Here is a 19,364-nt window from a genome sequence, read left to right on the forward strand (position 1 = left end):
ACTTTGGTTCGCCTCGACATTTGAAAATAAAAACATAATCGGATGACTTTATTTTTTAATTCTGCCTTGGTGGAATTGAATATATTGTAAACCGAATACTATTTATAATTTGAATGTATTGTTAAAATTGACAACCTTAATTAGAGCGGAGAAATGAGCATGACTAAATTTACAAAAAAGATAAACGGCACTGATTATGAATTCGAAATTGTCCCTGACGGGAAAAAGGGAAGTATAGTTTTCCCCGACGGACAAATCATTCCGATTATCCGAATTATGCCGGATACGGACGGAAAGAAAATCAACAAAGAATTTTGGATTTTCGAATTCGAGAACGATGTAAACTTTAACAGCGCGAAAATTTCCGGATTTCGATTGCCGGATTCCGTTCTGAAAGACGTTCATGCTGACAAAAGAAAAATCGGATACGCGTCCGCTATTCAGAAAGCCGTTGAAACTGGAAAACCGCAGTTGATTAACCGCGGTAGCATGCCCGAAAACATGTCACCGTTGGCGGGAGACGGTGAGGGAGATATAGTCTCGTTTGAAACTTATATCGATGCAGCCGGCAATGTCGAAACGAAATGGAGCCACAATTATTAAATTTTTTAATATAAATGGGAGGAAGAAATATGAGCAATAAATTAACCAATTTTTTAAAAGACCGATCTTTGGAAGTGGCATACAACCCTTCCTATTATGATTTAATTGAGTATCGGAAAGGGGCGGAAGTATTACACACTCCTGCTCCTCTATTGTTGAGAAAAAGTATAAAAATGTTTAATGAGACTGTTAAAAGAGTTTCATTCGAAAAAGCCAGGACGGGAGATTTTTTCTCTTGTAAATATTGTGGTGACAAAAGTTTCTACAAATGTCACTGCGACGGATGGTATGAAAATAGAAACAACGGACATGAAAAGAAAAAAAGATTGAGAAAAGAAAGATTTGCAAATCCAAAAAAAGCCATCCTGGCTGGTTTTGATATCGGTTACATTCATGAACCGATTAATTGGGATGATTTTTTTGATGATGATTAAAGTCATTTCATACTAAAAAGTTCCATTTTTTAAATCGGATAGTGGACACTATGAAAAAAATACACAACATCGAAGGCGATTTGGAAACCGTGATGAGAAACATCACGAACAATCCAAATCTCTCCGAGTCGACGAAGGCAATACTTTTTGATTTCCAAAAACATATTGAGGCGTCACAAGTATCTACCAGTACAGTTTGCAATTATATGTGTAATTCGTACGTTCTTGCAAGAAATAACCTATGCGACTTTTCAAAAATGAAAAAATCGGATGTGCGAGTGATATTGCAATTTATCAATGGCATGGATAATTGCCAAAATACGAAGTACAAATACCAAATAGCATTGAAACGACTTTTGGAGTTCACCGCGCGGAAGAAACAAATGAAATTGGTGGCACCCGTCCGCACAAAATCAAAACAGAAAATGCCGGAGGAAATTTTAGAGGAATCTGAAGTCATTAATTTAATTCTGTCTTCGAAAACATCCAATGAAAACGATTTTGAAAAATATCGGGACATGGCGTTCCTTTCGTCTTTGTATGAGGGCGGGTTCCGCGTCGGAGAAATTGGAATGTGGAAGCTGATGGCATATCATGACGTTGCGGTCGGCGCTGTTCTGCCAGTTGATGGAAAAACAGGCGTCAGATGGGTCAGGCTGATTGTTTCGAAAATGTATTTGAGTGCATATCTGAGACTTCATCCGTTCGCCGGCCAATCGGAGGCGCCGTTGTGGGTAGACCGAACCGGTCGGCAACTCATGTACGGAGATTTTGTAAAAATCGTCCGAAAGGCGAAAGCCGCAGTAGGACTGCAGAAAAAAATCCATTGCCATCTATTCCGTCACAGCCGGTGCACCCACGTTGCGGCAGTCATGACCGAATCGCAAATGCGCGATTTTTTCGGATGGTCGAAAAGGTCTCCCATGGCTGCAACATATGTTCATTTGTGCATGCGAAATATTGACATGACAATGTTTAAAATACACGGAATTCCAATCCCGGAAGAAAATATTATGAACTATACAATCCGAGAGTGTGATAAATGTAAGAAAATGATTCCAAAGTTCGACGGCGAGTGCTTGTTTTGTAAAAACGTTTGAGCATGTAAGTAAGTCTTACATGCTCTGCAATTACTCTTTTCCAAAAAAGTAATCTCTGATTTTATACTCTCCGAGATCTGTGAGTTCTTTTTTCTGTTTTTCTGCCCGCTCTTTGTTTTTTTCTCTGTCTCTCTCAAAAACCATATCTGTGCAAGGAGATTCATCTAAAATCTCATAGACCCGATTCTCGTTTTTTAAATCAACGAAAAGCGAGTCGGGGATTAACATCATCATAGCGTCACCTTTTTAATTCCTTCATTTTGAATGGCTATCGAAAGCGTTTTTTGTAAAATGTATTCTTCGGAAGGTGTGAACGACCTGGCCGGAACCGCTCCACCTTTGAAATCGTCCAACACCGAATCCAGCAAGGACACAATCCGTGCCCGCGATGTTCTCGGATTTTCTTTTTCGAGAACACTTATGATATAATCTTTATTATTATTTAAGTATGGAATATAATTTTTATAATATTCTTTGTAATCGAAATTGGCAGAAAGTATTTTTTTGAATGGCAACCACTTTGCTGTGGCGGCACTTCCGAAACGATATTCTGCTGCTATTTTTCCAAAATCCGTTATTGTTTTGCAGCCGGCAAATTCCGGAATAGACGAAACGATTAAGGGAACGTTTTTGTTAATAAATCCGTTGTAAGAGGGATATAATTCCCCGAACCCTGCGGCCCGCGAAGTATATAATGCCGCTGTTTCACACATCGTCTCTTCGACCTCCGTCCATTCATCAACCCCCATTTCAAGCATATCATGCTCAAGCATGGATGATTTTGCATGAAAAAATTCGTGGTTTGCTACTTCTGCCCTCTGGGCCGCCGAACGTGGATCTGCGGGGTTTAGTTCAACAAGTTGAATTTTTTGATGCGTTGAGTCAATGTCTTCGAAATTACTCCTGCCTGAGACTGCTTGCGTGGAAGATATGTCTTCGATTTCCCGAACAAAGAGAGGCGCTTCAATTCCGAGTTCTTTCATTGCCGGCATGGCATATTCGGATATGTATTCCCCATCCCACTCTTGATATATTCTCCTAATATTGGAAACGTATTCAGGAACGTCTTTCTCTGCTTTCGACAAATCGACGTGCTTAAACGTTTTGTCCGGTTCTTTTTTCTCGACAAACTCTTTCTTCCACTCTTCAAAAGACATACCGGACGGGACTTCGTAATACTTGCCTTCTTGGTCCCGTGCGGCCCGCGTGGCGCCCCAATCACCCATATCGTCAAAATGTGGGATGGTGGTGCACCTGCAATTCGGGTGAACTGGGGGTGCCGTCCCGCCGGCTTTGAAGAATGACATCGGAGCGACCTTTTTGTCAAGAGGCCCGCATCTTTTACATGTCTTTTCATCTAGCGTGGCGATAAATTCGTATTCCTGCACGCCGAGTTCTTTGAATGTCTCTTTTTGTGATTCTGATGAAAAATACGCCGATTCGGTCATGACCAACCGGCCGGCGGAAGATTTTGAAACATTCATTCTTTCAGATATATTTTTGATTGCCTCGTCCGGCGCGGCGCCGCGCTGAATCATCTGCGACATTTCGGATTGGAGCTCATTTACCAGCTTATTTTGGTCAGCCCAAACCCTGTCACTGAATGTTTTTCCGTCTGCTGTCCACGGCCTGGACAGAACTTTCTCGACTTCTGATTTTTTGACCTTTGGGAATGGAGAGCCGACACCCGTCCCGGTCTGAACGATCCACGCATTTTGATATTTTCCGTCGACATATTCGTCCCCAAGAAGACGCGTCATCCCGTCCAGTTCGCTTTTATAGAGCTTCTCGACTTCTTGCTGCATGGACAGTTGCAGCGCTTCAAGACGCGATATGTGAACCTTTGCCGAGGCGTTCTCCAACTCTTTCATCCATTTCTGATCGAGTGCGTTTTCCTGGCCGTATTTGATGTAATCGTCCACGGTCCATTTAAATTCCGCAAGCTCGCCGGCGTTGAGGAGCTTTCGTGCTTCCTGAATAGTCATGTTGTTGTTCTTTGCAAACCGGGCGTACCAATCTGAAATTTCGGCTTGGAGGGCTCTATCCGCTTTCTGATATTCGGTTTCAAGACGACGATAATATTGGGCGCCCTTCTTCTGTTGCGCTTTTTCGAGATTTTCAAATCGGCGAGTCCAATATTCTTCGCTTTGCGAGGAGATGGCCATTTGCGGTTACCTCCTCATTCTTCTGTTTCGTCATCGACGGTGTGGTCGTGTTCATCCTCGTCGAAAACGCCGGCGTATGGATCATTGAGTTTTCTTAATTCCTCTTCCTCTTTTCCGATCCGTTCCATTTCCGCCTTTACGTCATCGACAAACGGAACCTGCGACAGAAGCGTCTCGTTTGAGATTTTGACACCGGACGCGATGAGATATGACATTATTTCAGCAGTGTTGACGACAGTGTCTCGGTTGAAGATGATTTTCAAATCCGTTTTTACGTCATCGGTAATTCCTGGAATCGTCGAGTTTACGAAATCCATAACGTCAACAAGTGACGATTGGTATTCCGTTTCCATGTCGTCGGCATCCAAATCGATGTCAACATACATGGATTTCAAATTCATTTCATTCGGGTCGGATCCTGAGTTTGCGCTCTTCGCATCGTACCCGCCGCCGTTTTCAAGGATTGTCAATTTCATTGCGCGGAGGAGGATGTCGTAATTTGACGCATTGACCTCTAGCGTAAGCTTTTCAACGCCACCCTCAACACCGTCCACCGATGCCACCGGAATGACGCCGTAATTCCGGAGCGTGTTTCTGAACGTTGCGAAGTCTTCTCCTTCATAATTTTTCAAAACAAGCATTGTGGTCCAAGCATCCTCGTCCATGTTGTCTTTCCAAATGGAATACAAGTGGTTCAGCGCATCCTGGAAACATTTGACGCGGCTCAAAAGCGTGTTTTCGGAAGAGTTTGATTTGAATGCAAGGAGAGGTATTTTATTTCGCCATGTGTACGGAATGATTCCATCAGCGGTGGTGAGATTCGCATATCCGACTGATTTTTTATTTACCAACGACGAGTTTGTGTAATCGTATGTGGTGACCCCGTTTGGCGAGTACACCTCGACGCGTTCAATCACTTTGATGAAGTTGTTTTCGATTATGTTTGTTTCATAAACGCGGATTGCGAATTCGAGTTCGGTGTGTTCGTCGTCGGCCCAAAACGGAATGATTTCGACCGGGTTTAAGCGTTTGAATTTGACACTCTTGTCGATATCGTCATAATAAAGAAACAACCAACCGATTCCACAATTCCACGCGTCGTTTGTGATTCCGGAAAGTGTTTTCTTGAATTTGCGGTCGAACGTTCGCGTGAGTTCTTGTTCATATTTTTTGTTGTCGGATTTGAATGAAATTGGTTTTCCGACAAGATAATTTGTTTTTTGTCGGACAAGGCGCCCGTACATGTTATCTGTTAGGATGTTGTTCGGCAGATTCGGAAGCGGCATTTGTTTGCCGTTTTCGCCGGACATGGTTCTCGCTTTGGTGAGAATTTTTTGATTCCCGGCAAAATATTCCTGCGATTCGACCATGTCATGGCGCCTTTGGCTGCTTTTCCACGATGTGATTTGGTTTCTGATAAATTCTTCGTTTGTGTAGTCGTTTGACGTCGCGTCTAACTGTACCATCGCTTTTCACTATTCCGTTTTTGGTTTTTAAAGTAAATTTTAGTTGAGTTGTCCATTCGTAAAAATTGAACAGGCGAACCGTCAATTTTTACATTCGTTTTTCAAATTTAGTTGATTTTGTAAAAAATCTTGAACTTCGCCCCGGTGTTTTAAAAGAATTTCTAGTGGGGGGAACCAGTTCTCATCTATGAGATTTCCATCGCGGAGATGACCGGAATGGCCAATAATACAAGAATCTCTTTTCATTATTTTTTCAGTAGACCTTGTAGTCGTTTCGACAAACCAGTTTTGATACAAAATCCTGCTATCTGTTCCCACCCAGCAGGATTTTGTCTCTGGGTCACGTATTGCTAAAACAAGAGTCATTTTGTATCGCTCAATTGTGTTTTTGTAATCTGTTTGATATAACTATATAAATGAAACCTCGGCGCGTTATTTTTTCTTCCACCCGAAACGCCGTCCCTTGCCCAAATCCTCCAAGGCATACCGGGTGGCGTCGATGGCATGGTTATGCTCATCAATTGGCTTCCCGGTCTTTTTTCCAAATTTGTCTTCCGCCCACTGATAAAGCGAAATTTCTTGAATAAATCCGGGACATCGTGGATGAATTACAATGTGAAAATCCTGCATTTTGTCAATACCGTGCCTCACAGAATCTGGGCCCTTATCCGCCGGTACGATCCTTCGAATTCCAAAATCGTCGCGGAGATTGTCAATGCTTTTCGGCTCAGCACTGTCCGCACGGATCCGCTCTTTCTGATATCCTTTCTCGTGAAGAATCTCTGCGATGCGTTTGTTGGATAGCCCGTGTTCATAAAATCCGTCAAAAACGTAAATTATGTAATTGATTTCGTCAACAAAAAGGGCAACGAACGCGGATGGGTGAACCGTATAACCGAAGTCAAGCCCGAACAGCGCTTTAATTCCTTTCTTTTTCCGGATTTCATCGACGTCGAACTCTTTGACTTCCCAGTTCTCGAAAACCAGCCCGTCGATGACTCCCCATTCCCCCATGCCGGCAACCTGATACCGTCTTGGGTTGTTGATGCGCATCCGCTCAAACATTCGTTTGTCAGACTCATCCAGCCACTCGTTACAGTGATATGTGACCGTTTTTGTGAAAACGTCCGGGTCCGGCGGTGCATCAAAAAAACGTGGTTTAATCCAAATCTGGTCCGACCACGGGTTGAAGATGAGTGTGATCTGTTTCCAAAGTCCCGGCGGCACGACGCCTCGTATAGACTCATCCAGGACGTTGAAATCCGCTTCTTTGGTGATTTGGTACGCCTCTTCAATCCAGACCCAACAGAGGACGCCCACGGTCACGGAGATGGATGTAATCCCAAGGGGATTGTTAAACCCGCGGAAAAGGATTTTCTGGCCGGTTGGTTTGTACTGCATCTCTAACGGGGATTTGCCGCAGTGCCAGTACGGTGCGACGTGGAGGCGGTTAATGGCCCACTACAGGTCTGCATAGCAGCTGTCTCGGAGTGTTTCGAACACTTGCCGGACGACGAGGAGGTTGGCGTCCGGATAGAGCATCATCATTGAAATGTAATAGAGAGCGGTCGTTTTGCTCTTCTTAGATGCACGCGACCCCTTGACGACTCTATACCTGCCCTTGAACTCCCAGAAGTCCTTATACCCACCGCCGACGATTTCAGAAAGTTTCGTTGCGCTGGCCGTAACCACACTATTTGCGGACGGAGCATGCGCTCTCACGACCATTACTAAAAAAAGTAAAATCCGGAGAGCTAATATCCGCATTCAGGATTATTCTTTCATATTGCCAACGTCGATGACGATGATCGGGGGCGATGCGTGGGGTTCGTTGTCGCGGAACATTCCGAGAGCTTTGGCTAGCAGTTCAGACGCTTTGAGCTGATCCCGTGGGTCTTCAGCATATTTCATTTTTTCCGTCCAAAATTCCTGTAGCTCGATTGCGGTTGCTATCCTGTTTTTGCGAATTTCCTGACGAATTTTGTCAATTTCATGCAAAATTAGGGGTTTTTTAAGCAATTTTGCAGCACAACTACCCGCAGTTTGGTCATTTTTGGAACGGTAACCAGCCATTTTGTAGGCCTGCGTAGCGTTTCCATCTTTGACGTAATACTCTGCAAATTTTTTTTGTTTTTCCGTTATTTTTTCTCCCACGTTGGCCATGAAGGTCAACTCCTGCTCCTGTGGTGTGGAGCCGTTTTTTAAAAATAGTAAATTATAAGCTTGAGTAGTATATTTCCCACCCAGTGGGTAGGTAAGTGCCGGCGGGTATATTGAGTTCTTTCCGGTGAATTCTTTGGCTGTCAGCCTCAACGATTTGCTCCGTCAAGTCGTTACTTAAGCCAGTGCACTTCCTACGAACTGCTTCGCATTGTTCACACATATCTTCACTTTTTTGGCGGAGCTTCTTCTTCGTTCTTTTTCGTGTCGTTGTCCCCCCATTTGCCCATATACTCGATGGGGTATCTTTTTGAGTGGCGGTCTTGCATCTCCCGTATCCATTCTAACTCCACTTGCTCCCGTTTTGATTTTTCACACATACGTTTTCACCTTTTCACTTAACCCGAACGTTCAAATGCGCCGCCGTCGTCGCCTCATAAGAGTATTTTTCATAAACGTCCGGCAACTCCTCTTTAAGCCTATTCGAATCCACTTTCCGGTAGATTTTTTCCGGAATGACACTGACAGTCGCCCCGTGGGCGGTCATTTTTTCAATTTGATTCTCGCCGAACAGGTCGAACAGTTCAGATCGGATTGCCTTTTCAGACTCTTCCAAATCGTTCTTTTCCCGGACGATCATCTGCAAATCATTAATCAGTTCGGATATTCGTTCATTTGTCATTTTCTATTTTCCCTTCTTATAAATTTTAGTTGAGTTATCCACTTGCAAAAATTGAACGGGAGAAACGTCAATTTTTACGCTCGTTTTTCAAATTTAGTTGACTTCACAATCCAAACCAATATTTTGCTTCTTTGTCGTCAGATTCCGGAAGGTCGCGGATAACGAAATGTTCTCTTCTCTGAATTGTTTTCATGTATGCCAAGAACAAATCCGGTGCCTCTTGTTGCAAAGCTTCGGAGTCGATGACCGCTTCAATCGTAGATTCGACATACTCGACCTCAATCGTTCCTTTACCATACTGTTTTAGATTGTTTCTCTTGAAAAGTTCCATTAATTCTCTTTTCTTTTCGTTTTCCGCTTTCATTATTGCATTTTTTTCATCGCGGAGATATTTTATTTCGTTTACAAGAAGAGAGATTTTTATTTTATCTTCAGAGGAAATGTCTCTTGAACTCATTAGTTCGATTTCGCTCTGAAGCTCTTTTCGTCCTTCCCGTTTTGTTTTTTTCTTTTCGTTTTTTTCAGGCGGATTTTGACTTGCTAAATTAGTCTTCTTCGCCATACCGAACCTCCCAGTCTTTTCCTTTTCCGGGGAGTCGTTTGCTGTTTTTGATATACGTCGGAATTATTGTGGGCGATATCATAAAAAAATCTGCGGCTGCAGCGACCGTTACAAAAATCTTTTCTTCGCCGGTTTTTTCATTTTTCGCGTAAATCCGCTTTTGAGTCCGGAGCATTTTGATATGACTTGAGAAGGCGCGTCTGCTATCTTTGACGCTGAGATGATACTTATTTATCAAAAAGTAAACTTCGTCCTCTGTAAACTTTTCTTTATGGGAGAGTTTGTTTTTGAATTTTTCTTCCGTCATGTTCAGTTCGTCCGAGACTGATTTGACTGTATCTCCGTGTTCCTTCATTTTTTTTAAGAGGAACTCGTCAGAATCTCCGATAAACGCGCGTTTAATCTCCTCGTCAGACAATTTGTACTTCGTGATGAGATAGTCTAACTCCGCCGGACTGAATGAAATGTGGCCGCCCAGCTTCAGCCGGACGGTTTTTGGGCCGATGTCAAAAACCTCGCCGAGACTATCGACTGTGTCTCCGTGTTCCTTCATCTTATCAAATAAAAAATCAGTGTCTATTTTTAACTCCTCCTAAATAAGATTGTCAATTTTAAAAGTGGTCGATGATATAAATAATTTATGAATCAATCGTATTCAGTCGTCTTGGAGAGCGATTGAACCTTATACGGAGTTTAGGTGCTTCGATGATCTCAACATCTACATCATATTCGGCTCCGTACATTTCGCATTTCATTCCATCCAATTCGAGTTCTTTTAAAATAAGAACTCCAATGTTGTCCAGAAGCATTTCACACGCCCCGTTTATCCTGCATTTCAGTTGGTTGATGACTGCTTTTTTGATATTTTTCTCGAATATTCCCCACTCTTCGAGCATGTCGAAATATTCGGATTCGGTTATATCTCGGCCAATTGTGTAGGGATTTTCCGGGTCCGCGAACAGAATTTCTTCGAAATATTGTTTTGTTTCACCTTCGAATTTACACATTTCAAACGCACCTCTTATTGCTGTTGGCGGGTAGACTTGGATAAAATCTCGGTCGTCTTGGAAATAATCGCCGGCCATGAAATCTAAGAGAGGTTCGAGTTCGAGAACAGCATAAAGATGTGGCAGATTCATTCCCTTTTTGAATCTTATTCCATCGATTTTGAATTCAAACTGTTGATCCATTTTTAACGCCCCTTATTTCAAACTCAATCAAGTCCCTCGCGATTGGTTCAATAGTTTCATCCATTTTGTCTGAAATCTCTTTTATTGAATCTTTCCCCATTCCTGTGTCCTCTAAAATTTTCATGCCGGAAAACATGAGAAATTTTGCGTAGGCCAACATTTCAATCGCGTCTCCCGGCGTGAAAACATTTTCAAGAACATAATCATGGGCGTCTTCTGTTGCCTTTTCAATAGATTTTGTGAGTTTTTCTCTTAAATCGACCTGCATGTTTAAACTATGAATTTTTATCCCTCCTTAATTCACTCGTATTCTCCGGTCGCCATATTGAACCGTTTCCCCTCAAGAACTTCTCTTTTTTCTGCCTCAGCACCTTCTTTCATAAGGGCTTGAATTTGTTTGTCGAGTTCTATTGACCGCTCTGCGGATTCTTTCGCAGTTCTTTTATGATCAGATAGTTCGGAACCCAGAATACCAATAACCATTTCGATCCCATTAGCAACGTTTTGACTAGACTGGATTGTGCTATTCCGAACCCTCTGTTCTATCTCCAAGTCTTTAAGTTCATCCCATATTTCTTTTTGAGACCGCATTGAGTTTTCCATTTTTTAAACAACTCCTCTTCTGGCCAGTTCTTCGTCATAAGATTTGATGTGGTCTTCATAAGAACGAATTCTGTTTTGAGAGGACCACCCGCATGGATCTTGTTTTTTCATCTCGGCAATTCTTCGTGTCCTTGAGTTTTTTAACTCCAAGATCCGTTCTGTTGACAGTTTACTTAAATCCGACATAATCATCTGCCCCCATTCTTGGAAATTGAGTCGTACTGCAACGTCCCATTCTTTTTGTGCCATTTGGCCATCATAATTTCCTCTTCCGCTCGGGATTTCCAGAACTCCTCATCACTTCCCGGAATTTCGTGTTTTTGGAGTTCACATTCCGTGCAGTAAAAAAGATGCGGAACGCCATTCCAAACAACGTAATGATATGATGAACCTGTTTCTGAATTGATTCTGTCCATTATTTCGATAACTTTTTTTTGACTAATTCCGGTTTCTTCCGAGAATTTTTCCGCAGAAACATGCCCGTAAAAACGAGTATCGTTTTTTAAAAGCTCTTCATCACTGCTGCAAAGACTGTATAAAGGCAAATATTCTGTCATTGTGTCAATCCCTTAGAGATATTGAAATATCATTCCACTCATTCCTCTCACTCCTCATTTAATAGACCTTTTTTGATTTTTCACATGTTCGTCTGAATGACAAAAATGTAAGCAAGCAAACGTTTCAGAGTCCCAAGAACAATAAGGGCTTGATTTATTTTCCATATCTGGGCATTCCGAACACGGAAAGATTTCTTCTCCACAATGCTCACAAATTCCGACACGGTCTATTAAAATTTCGGATTCACATCCGCAGTTTTGACATCCTTCATATGTTGTTTTAGTCATTCCGCTCACTCCTCAATTTATAGTTAAAATCAGAACTTCTAATATTCCGCCTTCTCGGTGTTGAATTCTTTTATAACGGGTCATGTCCTCGGCTGTCAATTTTACTCTCAGAACGTCTCCATGTGGGAAATGTTCTACCGCCATTGCCGCAAGGCGTCCTTCAAGAAGAATAAAATTGTCATCAGAGTGACATTTTGCGGATTGTTTCATCCGTTCTTCCAGTTCTTGGTCAATCGACAGGTCGAAATCGGCGGTCTTTCCGAAATCCTCAAGTGACATATTCCTCTCTTTTGCCATATTTCTGAAAATTTCGCCGGCGGAGATCATTTGAGTGCATGTTTTGCTTTTGAGAAGTTTTTTTGAGATTGTTGTTGTCCCGGTGCCGGGTAAACCGCTGATTGTAATGATCATTGTTTCAACCCCTCAAATTTTGTTTTCGTCGATTCGGTGTCCGCCACACCAATCTGTCGGATAAACGACCGGAAATCCCCTCATCGTCGGCGGCGATGCGCGGCAGCGACCAAGTTTTTCGGTTCCTTGAGAATCTTTTTTCGGAACGTAAAAGACGCACGTTTTGCAGACCATTCCTGTTTTGCGGCCAGCCCAGTTGTCTGTGGTTTCCAATTTTTCTTTAAGTCCTCTGCATTGCTCGTCGGGGAGCTTTTTTAGTGCAGTGATATCGTCATGATTCAGTAATTCGAGTGATGCCCCGTGTTTAAAAAAAACTCCAAGTCGGCGAGGATCGTACCCGACGAGTAAAATGTATTTTTCATAATTTCGGAGTGTATCCCTTTCACAAATGGGCCATTCAAGCCCACAATTAATGCCCCCGATGTCCCGGATTGTTGCACGCTTTGATTTTTCTTTGAAGCCGGTACCTTCGATGTCGACGTTGATCATTCCGCCGAGGAATGCGTCCATTAGCCAATCAGGTGTCCCTTCCATTCCAGGAATGAATCCAGCGCTCCATTCAAATTCTTGGGTTTCTTTATTTTCCATATCTTCTGACCTCTTTTAAAGTTGTCAATTTTAAAAGGTAATATTAATATTTATTCTTTCTTCTTTTATTTTAATAAAATATAATGTAAACCAAAAAAAAGAAATATTTTGACTATCTTGTTAAAATTGACAATCTTAAAATAGCGCTATTTGAGAAAATATAAAATGTTTATAATCATTTAGAATAGGCTCAAAAACCACACACGACAATCTTAATATTTTTATTAAAGAAAGGAGAAATTTCAATGATTTTAGAAGACAAAATGAATGACAGACTTGAAGAGTTGAAGTGTATCCCGTCTCTTAAAAATAATCCGGAGTAGAGAGACCTCCTCATAAAAATGATTACGGAAACGCTACCATCGGATTATCAAGTTCTTAATGGGTTTGAAGATGATTGTTCTGCAATGTGTAATCCAAAAACGGCGCACAAATATGTTCGGATGGCCCGGCTTTGGGTATGGGTATTAAGCGTTTCAAAAACGGAGTATGAATGGAAATATCAAGATTATAGGCCGCATCTGCTTAGGTATCTCGACATATGCAAAAACGTTTGCAAAATTTCAGCCCAAACCTGGGGAAAATACCTCGGTGGTCTGAATTCCTTTTTCTTGTACCTCATGGAAGAAGGCATCGTCTCAGAGAATCCGGTAGTGACATTTCAGAAAAGGTACCGTTGCCCCTACAAAATTGTCCAGGAGGAACGCCAAATTGTTGACACGCCAACTCTTGAGGATATCATTACTTGGGCCGGGACGTTTGTCGACCGTCGGAATGGGAAGTATGACGCCGACAAAAGTGCGCTTTGGAAATGTGTTTTTGTCTATTATTCGAAAAGCGGAATGCGCCGCGAAGAGCTGCCGGCTCTGAATATCTCAAATTTTGATATCGTCGGGTTCAAGCTTGATAATTTGAAGGATTTGGATATTTCGACGTTTGAATTTTCCGGAGGAGTTTTAAATATTAATTCTCATGCCAAGCGGACGAATTGCAGAGTCCCCCTTGATAAACAGATGGTTGTATTGGTTCTCGAGTATTGGAAAATTCGTGTTCGTCGGGGGGAAGTCCTGACATTGGATTCGCCGGCGTTTTTGGGCGGGGGATTTAAGGAGCGGATCAACGGAGAGCGGATTCGTCAATATCTTCAAAAATGCGCGGTTCCGATGGGAATTCACAAACCCGGAGGCCGGTTGAATGAGCGCTTTTCCCCACATTGTCTCCGGCACTGGTTTACAACAGAAATAGAGGAATCCCCAATTAAGGACTCTTATGTGGAAGAGCTGCGCGGCGATAAAAGGTCCGGGTCGAAAGGCCGGTATCACCACATTCCGACATACCGGCTTTGTGAGGCGCATTCCGTTGCGGTTCCGGAGTTGAGGGTTTAAGTGAGAAAAACCGTTTTCGGGGGAAACGTTCAGAATGAACGTTTCCCCCGAAAACGAATTGTATAGTGAAAAGACAGAAAATCGTTGTCACAATCGTTTCAACGAATTGTATAGTGAAAAGACAGAAAATCGTTGTCACAATCGTTTCAACGAATTGTATAGTGAAAAGACAGAAAATCGTTGTCACAATCGTTTCAACGAATTGTATAGTGAAAAGACAGAAAATCGATAATTGTAAACCGTTTTTAAGATTTTTGTGTTTTATTAACCATGTGATATGGATCAAGAGAAACTATGTTGAATATGTTTCCAGTATAGTATCCATGTATTCTGTATAAATCATTGACTCTTACATGTTCTATATCGAATCTACCACGGTCCGGATGTTCAGGATCAATGAAAGATTCGGATTTTCTCCCTGAACTGTCATTAAGCTACATTTTTTTAAATTCTAGAACCGGACAACCGAACGACCTGGAAAAGAAATCATCTAATGCAATCTTTAAGCTTTTTTCTTGTTTACAAACACATTCGTGAGCAATACAACAACTTCCGATGTCGTGAAATCTGAATTGGATATAACGCTTATCATCAATCTCTTTGACCAAAAGATGTTGATTCGGGGCAAGTTTTGGAGCTTTTTTTGAGACGTCCTGGGTACCACCGGACAACGGCGATGAATTCTTCCCAGGATTAAATTTTCTCCCCGTGGATGTCATTTTAATCAGTCGTTCTGATTTTCTTCGAAGAGCTCACGGTAGAATCTCTTCATATCTTCTGGGTTTATAATCTCATTTGAACGTTCTGTTTCCGGAATGCCACCTCTTGCCTTCTGCCAAGGTATTTCCGAATGAGATAGATTCTCCAATTGAAATTGAGTCAAGTCTCCATATGATTCCCATACAAATTCCAACACCTCTTCAGACAATGGATCGAATTTTGAGGCTGCCGCTTGTGATAGTTTTTGTATTGGAAGCCACCCATTGGTTCTATATTTTGTAAACAAATCCGAATTAACGGGTCCATGAACCCATGCTTCAAATAAATCGTTTTTACAAACAGGTCTTTCAAGTAAAGCATAACTCCAAGCCACAGCATAATAGCAAAGCTTTTGAAGCTTTTTGTGTTGCAACGAGTCTTTGCTCAAAAACCAGTTAGCGACATCGAAAATGTCAACATCTAAATCTGAACCGGCTCTTGCTTGCACCGGGACAATTTCTTCTCCGTGTGGCGTCATTTAATCACTCCAAGTGTGTTTTGATGCCGTTTTTCGTGTCCAAAAACAGAACTAATATAAAAGAGTTTCTCTTTTGATACAATTTGTAATAGGTTTGATTAATATATGAAGTTTATCAGTGTCCCGCAGTTTTGACAGAGTTTGCTGACTCTTATTTTGGATAGAGTTCTGACTATATTCTATATTTTATAAAAATTTCAATATCTGAAAGGTCTGATTTAAAATCATTTTCGTGACGTCACGAAAATGATGTGCGTTTCAATCGCTCAAAGCTCTTATTTAAAAAAAGTAAGGACGAGTGGAGCAAGACCGAACTTCTAAACATTATTCTTCTTTGAAAAACAGTGCGGGGGAAGGGAGTCGAACCCCTGAACGCCTACGCGAATAGATCTTGAGTCTATCACCGTTGACCACTTGGTTACCCCCGCAAATGAAGAATCTAATTTTATTTTTTAGAAAAGGCAACCCAATTGCAGGTTAAAAACCGATTTTTAATATAAATAAGTTATGATGAACTATCGGCTTTTTCAAGCTATTCTTCTTTCCTCTTGTTTTGTCCTTGGTTTATATCAAAAACCGGATGATGAAATACAAAATTCCTGAAATCAGTCCGCCAATGATGGTTGAAACCAGATTGACGCTGCTGTTTGTCAAAATACCTTTCTTTTGAAGTGTTGCGCCGAGAAGACTGTCAATATTGGTTCCTAAAAATCCGCCGGCAATCGCAATCAACAAAGACAACGGCAGCGAATCAATCATGCCGAAAAAGAATGCCATCAGGCCGATGATGATGGAGCCGAGCAGCGCCGCGCATTCGCCGAGAAGGCTTACACCGCCGTCTTGTCCCGGTTTTGCGCGTTTGAATGTGGTAATCATAAAGGTTGGTCCTTTAGCGGTGGTTCCGATTTCGCTCGCCATTGTATCTCCGGTGGCGGTGGCGACCGCGCCGACGTATGCAAAAGTAATCGGGACGGAAAGCCAGGCATAATTTGTATATTGGGTAGTGATGCCGAACATGACGGCAAGTGCCATGGCGAAAATGCTGTTCGCAAATACATTTTCATAACTGCGGATTCCGTTTTTAGATTCGGCAAGACCGATCGATGCCTTGTATTTGATTTTATATTTCGTAAAACCGCCGCCGAGAATAAAAAACGCAACAAGAAGGATGTACCATTCGATACCGCTGAACAGAATGATTAAGATTCCGAGAACGGCCGCGCTGAAAAGGGCGGAGAGGTCCGCAATCTTATAACGGTACGCCAAAAAGGCCAAAAAGATGGAAAAAGCGGCGGCGATCAGCGTTTGGTTCCAAGGCGTTTGGTAACCGAACAAATACAAAAGCCACATGGAAAGCGCGGATCCTAAAAAGACGGAGATGTTTTTGTCGGTGGCGGACGGGATGGATTCAAACAGGCTGCCGATGAAAGCGCCGATGAGCGAAATGAAAATTAATTGATTCAAAAGATCGGGCGCAAGCATCCAGTTTTCAGTTCCGGTGCTTTGCGTCATATAGAGGATCCACCAGCCGGTCAAAAAGGCGGCGGCGGTTCGGAGAGCTACCAAAATAAATTCATGAATCAGGGACGCATTTTGAAACGACGCTTTGTCGTTTAAGTCGTCAAAAAGAGTGACTTTGTGGGTGATGGAATACAAAGAGTAAGAACTAAACATCATCACGGCAAATCCTTGAAACAAAATATAATTTTCAAAGACAAAGTTGAAATAATTCAGAAGGGCCACCGCTAAAAATGCAAACGTTAGAACGATGACAGCGGATTGAAAATCGCTTCGAATTTTTTTGATTTTCGCTTCATTGGTCAAACCGAATGCTTTGGACACAAATTCCATGACCGGCGTGAGCGACAAAACCGAGAGCAAAACAAATAGAAGAACAAAGCTTCCCATGTTTAAAAACGGCGCCAAAAAGATCACAAAAATACCGAGCGCATATTTGGTCAAATAAAATAGTTTGCATGCGGCAATGTCGCTGCCGGAAACATTGGCTTCATTCATCATTTGACCCGAATTTTGATTTTTCTGTTTATCGTTTTGTTAAATAAGATATTCACATTCCGTTTTTCCTATTTATAGTGTTGCCAAGAATTTGAAGTTTTTCGGTTATTTTTTTGATTCGGTTTTTGCGGCGAGCGGTTGCGCGCGCGTTATGGCGACACATTTTCTTTTGGAATCCATAAACACAAAAATCAGTTTTTTGAAAACTCAAGTAAAGATAGCAGCGATTTTATCATTGATGTCAAGCAAACCGTCCCGATTCAATCAGACGCAAGTTGCGTCTGATTGAATCGGATTTCATTCGAAAGATTGGGTACAGCAGTGGCAGATGCAATCTGAAACTGTAAACAGCAGGTGCAATCTGAAACTGTAAACAGCAGGTGCAAATCGGAAACTGAAAATAGAATGCATCAACCGCCAATCGGAATTCATAATTGAAAGACTTATACGATTCCCAAAATGTCATCTTTGCAAGCCCTTCTGACAAAACCGGCCAGCGGATCTTGGACATTTTTCAAATTCAAAGATTTGGAATTCAAAACAATCAAGTCGGCTTTTTTTCCGATATCAATCGACCCTGTAAATCCGCAACCAAGCGTTTTTGCGCCGTTTGATGTCGCCATTTTAAAAACATGATGATCGGAAAGCCCATATAAACGGGAAATGAAATGCATCTCCTCAAACATATCCGGCGAATTGAGCATCATATTATCGGTCCCGATGCTGACGGAAATGCCGCTTTTCAGCATTTTCAAAACCGGAGGGAGACCGACACCGGTGGTTAAATTGGAACGAACGCAAACACTCACCGGGATCTGCAGATCAGCTGCTTTTTTTAAATCCAAATCATTCGCATGTGTCATGTGAATTAAAAGATCCGGAGAAAGTGCAAGCGCTTCTTTTATGTCGCTTCGATCTTTTTCACCGGCATGAATCGCCAACTTTTTCCGTTTGAGGTGGGTCTTGGATGTGATTTTGGTCAGAACATAATCATCTAAATCGTTTGCGCCGCTGAGCCCGATTCCGTCGGCAACTTCTAAAATGTCACGCACTTCTTCCAAAAAATCCATATTCGGATGATCATTCGAACCGATTCCGTAAACATGTCCGGGACGTCCGAAGACAAACGGAAAAATATCTTTACCGGTGTTTGAAACGGCTTTCAAAAGCGCGACGGTTCCCTCAAGCCCGCCTTCCCGAAAATCGGCAAAAACCCCGACACCGTTTAAAAAGAGTTCCCAAACGGCCGATTCCATCGCATCGACGGATTCGTCAAAGCCAATCTGAGACAAAAATTTGTGTTTGAGTCCGTTTGGCGGCTTAACAAGCGCGTCCAAATCCTTTTCAATACAAAATCCGTGTTCGTTTCCAAGCGGCGGATCTTTCAGAAGAGAATCGCCGATGTGCGTATGCGTATTCACAAACCGGGGCGCAATCCAATTATCGGATTTCACCGGACGCTCTTCAATATCAACGATGATTCCGTTTTCAATATAGATGTTTCCGGAAATAATGTCCGGATTTTCGCCTAAAAATATGGTTCCGGAAACGACGCGGTCATAAACAAAATCTTTTCGCAAAGACAAATCTGAGGAAACGGAATTTGGAGACGAAACGGAAGAAGAAAAACAATCCGAAGAATTCAAAGATCCAAAGCCGCCGCTTTTTGAAAGATTTTTATTTTTTTCAATCAGCCGGTTGACACGGTCAAAATCGGATTCATTAAACCCGGACATTTGGAGTCTCCGCCTTTAAAAGGGAGGACAAATTATTTATTCCTTTACCCAAGATTTATCCCGTCGCATTGTATAGGTCCTGGCATGAGAATCGGAATTATCCGTCTGTGATTGATTCAGACAACCCCAATGCGGTACAAAACCGTGCGCAACTGCCCTTTACGAGGGAAACCGAAGAAGA

Annotated in this window: 22 protein-coding genes, 1 tRNA gene and 1 pseudogene; 4 read left to right on the forward strand and 20 right to left on the reverse strand. The window is 42.2% G+C overall.

The window, feature by feature from the left end; genetic code table 11:
* Positions 1–159 precede the first annotated feature (159 nt).
* Genes MsAc7_RS08730 through MsAc7_RS08740 form a run of 3 tightly spaced genes read left to right on the forward strand, consistent with a single transcriptional unit; the run spans position 160 to position 2,137 of the window.
* A complete protein-coding gene (locus MsAc7_RS08730; protein ID WP_338102529.1) occupies positions 160–603 on the forward strand; it encodes a hypothetical protein in 444 nt (147 codons plus the stop codon).
* A gap of 29 nt (positions 604–632) precedes the next feature.
* Complete coding sequence (locus MsAc7_RS08735; RefSeq protein WP_338102530.1) at positions 633–1,037, forward strand: hypothetical protein; 405 nt, start codon at positions 633–635, stop codon at positions 1,035–1,037.
* 50 nt (positions 1,038–1,087) lie between these two features.
* Positions 1,088–2,137, forward strand: a complete 1,050-nt coding sequence (locus MsAc7_RS08740; protein WP_338102531.1) for a tyrosine-type recombinase/integrase — start codon at positions 1,088–1,090, stop codon at positions 2,135–2,137.
* 30 nt (positions 2,138–2,167) lie between these two features.
* Here the strand turns inward: MsAc7_RS08740 and MsAc7_RS08745 are convergent, their stop codons facing one another.
* The 16 genes and pseudogenes from MsAc7_RS08745 to MsAc7_RS08820 form a co-directional block, all read right to left on the reverse strand.
* Complete coding sequence (locus MsAc7_RS08745; protein WP_338102532.1) at positions 2,168–2,371, reverse strand: hypothetical protein; 204 nt, start codon at positions 2,369–2,371, stop codon at positions 2,168–2,170.
* Positions 2,368–4,302: a minor capsid protein gene (locus MsAc7_RS08750; RefSeq protein WP_338102533.1), complete on the reverse strand. Its 1,935-nt coding sequence runs from the start codon at positions 4,300–4,302 to the stop codon at positions 2,368–2,370. Before MsAc7_RS08750 ends, MsAc7_RS08745 begins: the two co-directional genes overlap by 4 nt.
* 14 nt (positions 4,303–4,316) lie before the next feature.
* Complete coding sequence (locus MsAc7_RS08755; protein WP_338102534.1) at positions 4,317–5,768, reverse strand: phage portal protein; 1,452 nt, start codon at positions 5,766–5,768, stop codon at positions 4,317–4,319.
* A gap of 81 nt (positions 5,769–5,849) precedes the next feature.
* The gene (locus MsAc7_RS08760) at positions 5,850–6,134 is read right to left on the reverse strand and encodes a hypothetical protein (RefSeq protein WP_338102535.1); all 285 of its coding nucleotides are present in this window, start codon (positions 6,132–6,134) and stop codon (positions 5,850–5,852) included.
* A gap of 66 nt (positions 6,135–6,200) precedes the next feature.
* Positions 6,201–7,535 (reverse strand): annotated as a pseudogene (locus tag MsAc7_RS08765) (PBSX family phage terminase large subunit).
* 6 nt (positions 7,536–7,541) lie between these two features.
* Complete coding sequence (locus tag MsAc7_RS08770) at positions 7,542–8,081, reverse strand: terminase small subunit (RefSeq protein ID WP_338102536.1); 540 nt, start codon at positions 8,079–8,081, stop codon at positions 7,542–7,544.
* Between the two features lie 241 nt (positions 8,082–8,322).
* Entirely contained in the window at positions 8,323–8,610 is a 288-nt protein-coding gene (locus MsAc7_RS08775; protein ID WP_338102537.1) for a hypothetical protein, read from the reverse strand.
* A gap of 103 nt (positions 8,611–8,713) precedes the next feature.
* On the reverse strand, positions 8,714–9,172 hold the full coding sequence (locus tag MsAc7_RS08780) for a hypothetical protein (RefSeq protein WP_338102538.1): 459 nt from the start codon (positions 9,170–9,172) through the stop codon (positions 8,714–8,716).
* Complete coding sequence (locus MsAc7_RS08785; protein WP_338102539.1) at positions 9,156–9,725, reverse strand: hypothetical protein; 570 nt, start codon at positions 9,723–9,725, stop codon at positions 9,156–9,158. Before MsAc7_RS08785 ends, MsAc7_RS08780 begins: the two co-directional genes overlap by 17 nt.
* Before the next feature lie 85 nt (positions 9,726–9,810).
* Positions 9,811–10,362 carry a hypothetical protein gene (locus MsAc7_RS08790; RefSeq protein WP_338102540.1) on the reverse strand — a complete coding sequence of 184 codons (552 nt, stop codon included), beginning with the start codon at positions 10,360–10,362 and terminating at the stop codon, positions 9,811–9,813.
* On the reverse strand, positions 10,346–10,630 hold the full coding sequence (locus MsAc7_RS08795) for a hypothetical protein (protein WP_338102541.1): 285 nt from the start codon (positions 10,628–10,630) through the stop codon (positions 10,346–10,348). The genes MsAc7_RS08790 and MsAc7_RS08795 overlap by 17 nt, the downstream gene beginning before the upstream one ends.
* Positions 10,631–10,662: 32 nt before the next feature.
* Positions 10,663–10,965 carry a hypothetical protein gene (locus MsAc7_RS08800; RefSeq protein ID WP_338102542.1) on the reverse strand — a complete coding sequence of 101 codons (303 nt, stop codon included), beginning with the start codon at positions 10,963–10,965 and terminating at the stop codon, positions 10,663–10,665.
* Positions 10,966–10,968: 3 nt separating this feature from the next.
* Complete coding sequence (locus MsAc7_RS08805; protein WP_338102543.1) at positions 10,969–11,214, reverse strand: hypothetical protein; 246 nt, start codon at positions 11,212–11,214, stop codon at positions 10,969–10,971.
* Positions 11,154–11,522: a hypothetical protein gene (locus tag MsAc7_RS08810; RefSeq protein ID WP_338102544.1), complete on the reverse strand. Its 369-nt coding sequence runs from the start codon at positions 11,520–11,522 to the stop codon at positions 11,154–11,156. Before MsAc7_RS08810 ends, MsAc7_RS08805 begins: the two co-directional genes overlap by 61 nt.
* 300 nt (positions 11,523–11,822) lie before the next feature.
* On the reverse strand, positions 11,823–12,221 hold the full coding sequence (locus tag MsAc7_RS08815; RefSeq protein WP_338102545.1) for an AAA family ATPase: 399 nt from the start codon (positions 12,219–12,221) through the stop codon (positions 11,823–11,825).
* 12 nt (positions 12,222–12,233) lie between these two features.
* Positions 12,234–12,755 (reverse strand): hypothetical protein, encoded by a 522-nt coding sequence (locus MsAc7_RS08820; RefSeq protein ID WP_338102546.1) that lies wholly within the window; start codon positions 12,753–12,755, stop codon positions 12,234–12,236.
* Between the two features lie 395 nt (positions 12,756–13,150).
* On the opposite strand from MsAc7_RS08820, the gene MsAc7_RS08825 reads away from it, so the two are divergent.
* Positions 13,151–14,194 carry a tyrosine-type recombinase/integrase gene (locus tag MsAc7_RS08825; RefSeq protein WP_338102547.1) on the forward strand — a complete coding sequence of 348 codons (1,044 nt, stop codon included), beginning with the start codon at positions 13,151–13,153 and terminating at the stop codon, positions 14,192–14,194.
* A gap of 724 nt (positions 14,195–14,918) precedes the next feature.
* Here the strand turns inward: MsAc7_RS08825 and MsAc7_RS08830 are convergent.
* From MsAc7_RS08830 to MsAc7_RS08845, 4 genes are all read right to left on the reverse strand, one after another.
* The gene (locus MsAc7_RS08830) at positions 14,919–15,431 is read right to left on the reverse strand and encodes a Panacea domain-containing protein (protein WP_338102548.1); all 513 of its coding nucleotides are present in this window, start codon (positions 15,429–15,431) and stop codon (positions 14,919–14,921) included.
* Positions 15,432–15,776: 345 nt separating this feature from the next.
* Positions 15,777–15,859, reverse strand: a tRNA-Leu gene (locus MsAc7_RS08835).
* Between the two features lie 136 nt (positions 15,860–15,995).
* Positions 15,996–17,450 (reverse strand): TIGR00297 family protein, encoded by a 1,455-nt coding sequence (locus MsAc7_RS08840; RefSeq protein ID WP_338102549.1) that lies wholly within the window; start codon positions 17,448–17,450, stop codon positions 15,996–15,998.
* A 440-nt stretch (positions 17,451–17,890) separates the two neighbouring features.
* On the reverse strand, positions 17,891–19,183 hold the full coding sequence (locus MsAc7_RS08845; RefSeq protein WP_338102550.1) for an amidohydrolase family protein: 1,293 nt from the start codon (positions 19,181–19,183) through the stop codon (positions 17,891–17,893).
* Between the last annotated feature and the right edge of the window lie 181 nt (positions 19,184–19,364).

This window comes from Methanolapillus millepedarum, assembly GCF_032594115.1.
Taxonomy (GTDB): domain Archaea; phylum Halobacteriota; class Methanosarcinia; order Methanosarcinales; family Methanosarcinaceae; genus Methanolapillus; species Methanolapillus millepedarum.

Bases quoted from the DNA above. Each gene is read 5' to 3' on its own strand.
- MsAc7_RS08760 (WP_338102535.1), bottom strand. From the start codon at position 6,134: ATGACTCTTGTTTTAGCAATACGTGACCCAGAGACAAAATCCTGCTGG.
- MsAc7_RS08845 (WP_338102550.1), bottom strand. From the start codon at position 19,183: ATGTCCGGGTTTAATGAATCCGATTTTGACCGTGTCAACCGGCTGATT.
- MsAc7_RS08820 (WP_338102546.1), bottom strand. From the start codon at position 12,755: ATGGAAGGGACACCTGATTGGCTAATGGACGCATTCCTCGGCGGAATG.
- MsAc7_RS08790 (WP_338102540.1), bottom strand. From the start codon at position 10,362: ATGGATCAACAGTTTGAATTCAAAATCGATGGAATAAGATTCAAAAAG.
- MsAc7_RS08795 (WP_338102541.1), bottom strand. From the start codon at position 10,630: ATGCAGGTCGATTTAAGAGAAAAACTCACAAAATCTATTGAAAAGGCA.
- MsAc7_RS08745 (WP_338102532.1), bottom strand. From the start codon at position 2,371: ATGATGATGTTAATCCCCGACTCGCTTTTCGTTGATTTAAAAAACGAG.
- MsAc7_RS08830 (WP_338102548.1), bottom strand. From the start codon at position 15,431: ATGACGCCACACGGAGAAGAAATTGTCCCGGTGCAAGCAAGAGCCGGT.
- MsAc7_RS08810 (WP_338102544.1), bottom strand. From the start codon at position 11,522: ATGACAGAATATTTGCCTTTATACAGTCTTTGCAGCAGTGATGAAGAG.
- MsAc7_RS08825 (WP_338102547.1), top strand. From the start codon at position 13,151: ATGATTACGGAAACGCTACCATCGGATTATCAAGTTCTTAATGGGTTT.
- MsAc7_RS08785 (WP_338102539.1), bottom strand. From the start codon at position 9,725: ATGAAGGAACACGGAGACACAGTCGATAGTCTCGGCGAGGTTTTTGAC.
- MsAc7_RS08750 (WP_338102533.1), bottom strand. From the start codon at position 4,302: ATGGCCATCTCCTCGCAAAGCGAAGAATATTGGACTCGCCGATTTGAA.
- MsAc7_RS08755 (WP_338102534.1), bottom strand. From the start codon at position 5,768: ATGGTACAGTTAGACGCGACGTCAAACGACTACACAAACGAAGAATTT.
- MsAc7_RS08805 (WP_338102543.1), bottom strand. From the start codon at position 11,214: ATGGCACAAAAAGAATGGGACGTTGCAGTACGACTCAATTTCCAAGAA.
- MsAc7_RS08735 (WP_338102530.1), top strand. From the start codon at position 633: ATGAGCAATAAATTAACCAATTTTTTAAAAGACCGATCTTTGGAAGTG.
- MsAc7_RS08840 (WP_338102549.1), bottom strand. From the start codon at position 17,450: ATGATGAATGAAGCCAATGTTTCCGGCAGCGACATTGCCGCATGCAAA.
- MsAc7_RS08780 (WP_338102538.1), bottom strand. From the start codon at position 9,172: ATGGCGAAGAAGACTAATTTAGCAAGTCAAAATCCGCCTGAAAAAAAC.
- MsAc7_RS08740 (WP_338102531.1), top strand. From the start codon at position 1,088: ATGAAAAAAATACACAACATCGAAGGCGATTTGGAAACCGTGATGAGA.
- MsAc7_RS08775 (WP_338102537.1), bottom strand. From the start codon at position 8,610: ATGACAAATGAACGAATATCCGAACTGATTAATGATTTGCAGATGATC.
- MsAc7_RS08815 (WP_338102545.1), bottom strand. From the start codon at position 12,221: ATGATCATTACAATCAGCGGTTTACCCGGCACCGGGACAACAACAATC.
- MsAc7_RS08730 (WP_338102529.1), top strand. From the start codon at position 160: ATGACTAAATTTACAAAAAAGATAAACGGCACTGATTATGAATTCGAA.
- MsAc7_RS08800 (WP_338102542.1), bottom strand. From the start codon at position 10,965: ATGGAAAACTCAATGCGGTCTCAAAAAGAAATATGGGATGAACTTAAA.